This is a genomic window from Hugenholtzia roseola DSM 9546, assembly GCF_000422585.1.
Lineage (GTDB): Bacteria > Bacteroidota > Bacteroidia > Cytophagales > Bernardetiaceae > Hugenholtzia > Hugenholtzia roseola.
The window spans coordinates 1-6,533 of sequence record NZ_AUGI01000069.1; the positions used below are offsets into that span (position 1 = coordinate 1).

Annotated in this window: 3 protein-coding genes and 1 pseudogene; 3 read left to right on the forward strand and 1 reads right to left on the reverse strand. The window is 43.4% G+C overall.

What is annotated here, in order from left to right; genetic code table 11:
• Positions 1-294 (forward strand): annotated as a pseudogene (locus tag G500_RS26250) (hypothetical protein); the annotation flags it as partial.
• A 227-nt stretch (positions 295-521) separates the two neighbouring features.
• Here the strand turns inward: G500_RS26250 and dnaE are convergent.
• The gene (gene dnaE, locus G500_RS0107870; RefSeq protein ID WP_027002168.1) at positions 522-4,031 is read right to left on the reverse strand and encodes a DNA polymerase III subunit alpha; all 3,510 of its coding nucleotides are present in this window, start codon (positions 4,029-4,031) and stop codon (positions 522-524) included.
• Between the two features lie 320 nt (positions 4,032-4,351).
• Between dnaE and G500_RS0107875 the strand changes: the two genes are divergently transcribed.
• Together G500_RS0107875 and G500_RS0107880 are read left to right on the forward strand one after the other, a co-directional pair.
• Complete coding sequence (locus G500_RS0107875; protein ID WP_027002169.1) at positions 4,352-5,236, forward strand: CHAT domain-containing protein; 885 nt, start codon at positions 4,352-4,354, stop codon at positions 5,234-5,236.
• Between the two features lie 83 nt (positions 5,237-5,319).
• Positions 5,320-6,533, forward strand: a 1,214-nt coding sequence (locus G500_RS0107880) for a hypothetical protein (RefSeq protein WP_154657067.1), incomplete at its 3' end; no start/stop codon positions are given.

The following is a 6,533-nucleotide window of genomic DNA, read 5'->3' on the forward strand; positions in this document are numbered from 1 at the left end:
ATCATTCAAAACCAATTAGGAAATATGGGAACGATAGGATACGACATTGAAAAAGATGACTTTTATTTGCAAGGTTTGGAAAAGGGCTTGCAAAAGGGTATAGAGAAAGGCATAGAAAAAGGTATAGAGAAAGGCAAACTTGAAGGAAAGCTCGAAGGCGAACGCGTGGGCGAGCTAAAAGCCCGTCGTGAATTAGCAATTTCTTGTTTAAAAAAAGGACTTTCTATAGAAATGACCGCCGAACTTACAAAACTATCCATCGAGGAGGTTCGAAAATTGGGTAAAGAATTGTAAGCAAACCAAGCAGCGATATTGTCTTCTATCGCTATGACCAATTCTGCACCGAATCGAGGAAGCTACCCCTGTTAGGCGTATGACGAAAGAAGCATAAAACTTGGATTGAAGCCTATTTTTGGCTCTGAAAATCCTTTTTTATTTCAATCTCACTTCGGACAAGGCAGTGCCTTGTCCATATATGTGCGCCTAATTTTTAGAACTTAACCCCACTGCACTTTTCCCAATTAAATCATCTGATAGCGCACGCCCATTCTATCGAGTTCGTTGAGCAGGCTATTGGTAGGCGTGATTTTGGTGTCGCGCGAAACGCTATTGAGTTTGACCTCTTTTTCTTTATTGCGCCAGACAAATTCCATTTTGAGAGTGCAGTTGCCCCTATTTTCATTAAAAAGTTGGTCTAATTTTGTAACCAAATCAGCAGGCATAGTCTGGATATCGATAGAAAGCTGGAGCAAGGAAACGTCGCGCGTATTGACTTTAAGGTCGGCTAATTTTTTGAGCGTTTTGGGTCTAAATTCGTAAGAGCCTTTGCTATTGTAGCGTTCTTCCATCTTACCTGTGATGAAAATATATTCGCCTACCTGCAAAAAGTCCTTATTTTGTTTGTATTCTTCACCAAAAAGAGCCATTTTAGCAGAACCATTATAGTCTTCTACGGTGAACATACCAAAAGGCTTGCCGTTGGCGGTTGTTCGATGGCTCACTTCGGTAATAAGCCCTGCCACTTTCAAGGCTTCCGAGCCTCTTTTTTCGGAAAGTTCGCTTAGATTGGTATTGCAAAGGGATTTTATTTCGAACTTGTATTGGTCTAAGGGGTGTCCTGAAATGTAAAACCCGACGACTTCTTTTTCTTTATTGAGTTTTTCAATTTCTGTCCAAGGGGTTGCGGGTGCAAAACGGGGCGTGAGGGCTTCCTGACTTTGTTTGCTTCCGCCTAAAAATAGTGAATTTTGAGAACTATCCTTTTCATCTTTTTTAGACTTCCCATAGTTGATGAGCAGTTCCAAGTTGGTTTTGTCGCCTGTTTGGGCAAAATACTGCGCACGGTGAATTTCGGTAAATTCATCGAAGCCACCCGCCAAAATAAGTGCCTCCATGACACGCTTATTGACGGTCTGCCAATTAGTACGCGCGGCAAAATCGAAAATGTCTTTGTATTTACCGTTTTCCTCGCGCTCCTCGATGATACTTTCTACGGCAGCCTCGCCTGCGCCCTTTATCGCCGCCATGCCAAAGCGAATTTTGCCCTCATTATTAACGGCAAAAGTTTTGTAACTCTCATTCACGTCGGGACCTAAAACAGGGACGCCCATTTTTTGCGCTTCTTCTATGAAAAATGTAATTTTTTCAATATTGTTCATGTTGTGCGTCATGACGGCAGCCATGTATTCGGCAGGATAATTTGCCTTCAAATAGCCTGTTTGGAACGCCACGACAGAATACGCCGCCGAGTGAGAACGGTTGAAACCGTAGGCGGCAAACTTTTCCATTACATTAAAAACCTCTTCGGCTTTTTGGGCATCGATGTTGTGGTGTTTTTTTGCACCTTCTACAAAAATAGCCTTCTGACGCGCCATCTCTGCGGCATTTTTCTTACCCATTGCCCTACGCAAAAGGTCTGCGCCGCCAAGGGTATAGCCGCCCATGATTTGCGCTGCCTGCATAATTTGCTCCTGATAAATCATAATCCCGAAGGTAGGCTCTAAGATAGGGCGCAAAAGTTCGTGCGGATACTCTACTTTTTCTTTGCCATGTTTGCGGTCGATGTAGGTAGGAATAAACTCCAAAGGACCGGGGCGGTAAAGGGCGTTCATCGCAATTAAGTCCTCAATATTGGTGGGTTTGAGGTCTTTGAGGTATTTTCGCATACCGTCAGACTCGAATTGGAACGTGCCTACGGTATCGCCGCGCTGATAGAGTTCGTAAGTTTTGGGGTCGTCTAAAGGAATTTCGTCGGGGTCTATCCTGATGCCATGATTTTTTTCTATCAGGTCGATGGCATCTTTGATGATGGTCAGGGTCTTTAAGCCTAAGAAGTCCATTTTGAGCATGCCTGCATCTTCGATGTGTTTGCCGTCGAATTGTGTAACTAAGAGGTCGGAATCTTTGGCGGTGCAGACGGGGATATATTTGGTAATGTCGTCGGGTGCAATGATAACGCCAGCGGCATGGATACCTGTACCGCGCACCGAACCTTCCAAGATTTTGGCTTCGCGCAAGACTTTGGCTTTCAGGTCGTTGCCTTTTCGGATTTGCTCTAATTCGGCTACTTCTTCGAAGGCTTTATCGAGGGTAGTGCCTGCCTTTTCGGGGACAAGTTTGGCAAGGGCGTTGGCTTCATCTAAGGGCAATTCCAAGACCCGCGCCACGTCTTTGATAGCCATTTTTGCCGCCATTGTGCCATAGGTAATGATTTGCGCCACTTGCGTTTTGCCGTATTTATCTACGACGTAATCAATGACTTTCTGCCTGCCTTCGTCGTCGAAATCCACGTCGATATCGGGCATAGACACCCTTTCAGGATTGAGAAAACGCTCGAAAAGTAGGTTGTAGCGAATGGGGTCGATGTTGGTAATGCCTGTGCAGTAGGCTACTACCGAGCCTGCCGCCGAACCCCTGCCCGGACCGACGGCTACATTGATTTTTCGGGCTGCATTGATAAAATCTTGTACGATAAGAAAATAGCCGGGGAAGCCCATCTTTTCGATAACAGAAAGTTCGAGGTTGATACGCGCTTCGAGTTCGGCTGTGAGCGTGCCATATTTTTGCTTTGCGCCCTGATAGGAAAGGTGTCGTAAAAATTCGTCTTGGGTTTTGAAGCCTTCGGGGAGCTGAAAATTGGGGAGCAAGATGTCGCGTTTGAGTTTTAGCTTTTCAACTTTTGAAGTAATTTCGAGGGTATTATCTAAGGCTTGGGGCAGGTCGGCAAAGATTTTGTTCATTTCTGCCTGCGTTTTGAAATAAAATTCCGAGTTGGGGAAAGCAAATCGGAATCCCTTTCCGTCGCCTTTTGGGGTGCTAATTTTTTCGCCTGTGTTGATACAAAGTAAGATGTCGTGCGCGTTCCAGTCGTCTTCGTTGATGTAGTGCGAGTCGTTTGTGGCGATAATTTTGAGGTTGTATTTTTTTGCCCAGCCTATCAAAATCTGATTGATGTCTTCTTGGCTAATGCCTGTGCCGTCGATGTTTTCTAAGCCGTGCCGTTGGAGTTCGATGTAGTAGTCTTCGCCAAAAATATCTATCCACCATTTTAGCTTTTCTTCGGCTTTTTCTACGCCTTCTTTCAAAATGGTTTGTGGAATTTCCGCCCCTATGCAGCAACTTGTGGCGATGATGCCTTTGTGGTATTTCAAAATCAGTTCTTTGTCTATGCGCGGATACTTGCTATACATGCCCTCGATGTAACCCAAAGAGCAGAGTTTGGATAGGTTTTGGTAGCCTTCGGCGTTTTTGGCTAAAAAAAGTTGGTGGTGGCGCACGTCTTTTTCACCTTTGCTAAATTTTTGCGCGTGCCTATCCTTTACCAAGTAAAATTCGCAGCCAATAATAGGCAATAGGTCGTTTTTGTCTGCCTCTGCCACAAACTTAAACGCGCCCAGCATATTGCCATGGTCGGTTAGGGCAACGGCGGTCATGCCATCGGCTTTGGCTTTTTTCATCAAGCCGCTAATACTTGCCGCCCCATCTAAGAGCGAAAATTGGGTATGTACGTGTAAGTGGTTGAAATTCGGCATCTTAGGAAAGCATTGGTTTTTCGGAAAGGCAAGATACGAAAATATCCGACCCCACTCAAATAAAGGCTACAAACCGCCGAAAAATAGTAGGTAGGTAGGGATAGAAAAAGTATCTATTTTTTGTTTTTATGAATTTTTATTGTTTTATTTGGGGGCGGCTAAACGATTTTTATGTTTTGAAAACGCCGTTTATATCAATCAAATGTGGATAAGACAAGGGCTTACCCTTACCAAAACGGAGATTTAGGTAGCCTTCCCTACCACTGAGGCAGAGTATAATCCCAAACTTAACTTTTTCTCACGCTGCAAATACAAGTCTTATGGAAAAACCTATTTTTTACTTTGCCTTCGCACAGGCAGATTTGCCAAACGTGCTACACGAAAACCAAAAGCTCTACGAGGGCTTACAATCGCTGCGCAAAAAAGGGACAGTACAAATAGAAAATCCGCCCAAGATTGAAAAAGAAACCCTTTTTAAAGACTTGGCAGAAACATACCGCAACAACATTGTCCTTTTTCATTTTGCAGGACACGCCAACGGACAAACAGTAGAACTGCTCGATGGAAACTTTGAGGGAAAAACTTTGGCAAGTTTGATACAAAACAACCAAACTAATTTGCATTTGGTTTTTCTAAACGGTTGTGCGACCTACGGGCAGGTGCAAAATTTGCTCGATGGTGGTGTAAAAGTTGTGATTGCGACGCATAGAAAAATAGAAGACGAGGCGGCTTTTCATTTTGCAACGGCTTTTTATGGCTCTCTTTTCGCGGAAAATCCCGCTACGGTGGAGGAAGCCTACCAAAATGCCTGCGATAAATTGGAAGGGTTTGCAAACCTACCCAAAGATAGGCTGCCTGTCCGAAGTGCTATCAAAAAATCGCAAATCATAGACCGCAAAAAAGAAGATTTTATCCAACAATGGGGTATTTTTACACAAGAAAACGACACACAAGCCCTTGAATGGACAATAAAAAAAATTGACAACCAACCTAAAAAAGAAAACAATATGATAGATTTTGACCAAATAATCACGTGGATAGACGAGGAACAGTACGCAAAAGTATTTGCTGAATTAGATGCTATCTACGATTCTATTTCAGACAAAACAACCTACAATCGTTTGAAAAAAGAGCATACAAGAGGTATGAAAAGTCTTGACTATGATGATAGAATAAAAACATTTGTGAATAATATAAAAAAGTAACCTCCCCCTCTGACAAAGGCGGTCAGGGGGGGGAGAGCAAGCCTATCTTGCGCCACGAAGGTCGTCAAAAGGAAATTGACACCTTGGATAGCTTTTATAAAAATTCTGCTAAAAAGTTTTTTGCCTTTTATGGCGTGGCACAAATGGGCAAATCCTACGTCATCAGGGAAAAGTGGCTCGAAGGCAAAAACTATCGCTACCCCTATGCGCGATTTATGCTCGATGAAACGGTCGATGTGGTGGCTTATTTTTTGGAAGAGCTGGGGATACAATCAGAAAACGAACCAAGCGAAGTCCAGCTCAAACGCTTATTTTCGAAGCACCAAAGCAGCCTCCGCAGTAAGATTTTCTACTTTGAAAACGTAGAAAGCCTTTTGCTTTTGAAAGTGGGTAATAGCCAGCACAGACTTATCGAGCCTTTCGAAATATTGCTCCGAGCATTGAGCAACTATCAGGTAAAAGTTGTATTAGAATCAAGATATGAAATTGATTTTGATATGCTTAGAAATCAGGTTGCTTTTTTGGAAAAAACGCAACTGCAAGCCCTGCCACCCGAACACTATCGAGAAAAGTACGAACAGTTAGGCTTCACCAAACAAGAATTTGAAGCCCTATACGGCAAAACGGCGGGCAATACTTGGTTTATGGAACGCGCTCTGCCTGCCTTTTTAGAAGAAGACAGTGTTAGCAAGCAAGATTTTTTAGAAAACATACTAAACAAGCCTTTTGAACGATACCAAAACGAGTTTCTACAAAAAACCTTTGAAACCTTAGACGACAACCAAGACCTTGAATTGCTTTTGCGAGCGGCTTTTGCCTACGGCGATATTCGCTACGCCGACTTTGAGGATTTTAAGCATAGCTTCCAAACGCTGCGCAAAAAGCTACTGCTCAATAAAATATCAGACGAAATTTATACCATCAATGGTTTTGTGCGCGAAACCTGCCGCATTTATTTTGCTACCACTCCGCTGATGCAAAAAGTAGAGCGCGAGGAAAAGCAAAAAGTGGGCAAAACAAACCGCCTACACCTGACGGCTGCCCAGCGCATAGACAAGTACGCTTTCCTAACCAAACAAGACCCCCACTTTATTCCCTACTTTATTGAGCTTGCCAAAGCCCAGCAAGAAAATGGGCAGATAGAAGAAGCACAAGAAAAACTGCGCGAATGTCTGAACAAAAAGGATATTTTCAACAAAAGCAGGCAGGTGATATATAGCTGCCTGATACATCTATGCGCTACATTCGAGCAAGCCCAAGAGGTGTTTGAAAAGATGACAAACGCCAATATCAAACC

Excerpts from the sequence above, each read along its gene's own strand:
- G500_RS0107875 (WP_027002169.1), top strand. The coding sequence starts at position 4,352 with ATGGAAAAACCTATTTTTTACTTTGCCTTCGCACAGGCAGATTTGCCA.
- dnaE (WP_027002168.1), bottom strand. The coding sequence starts at position 4,031 with ATGCCGAATTTCAACCACTTACACGTACATACCCAATTTTCGCTCTTA.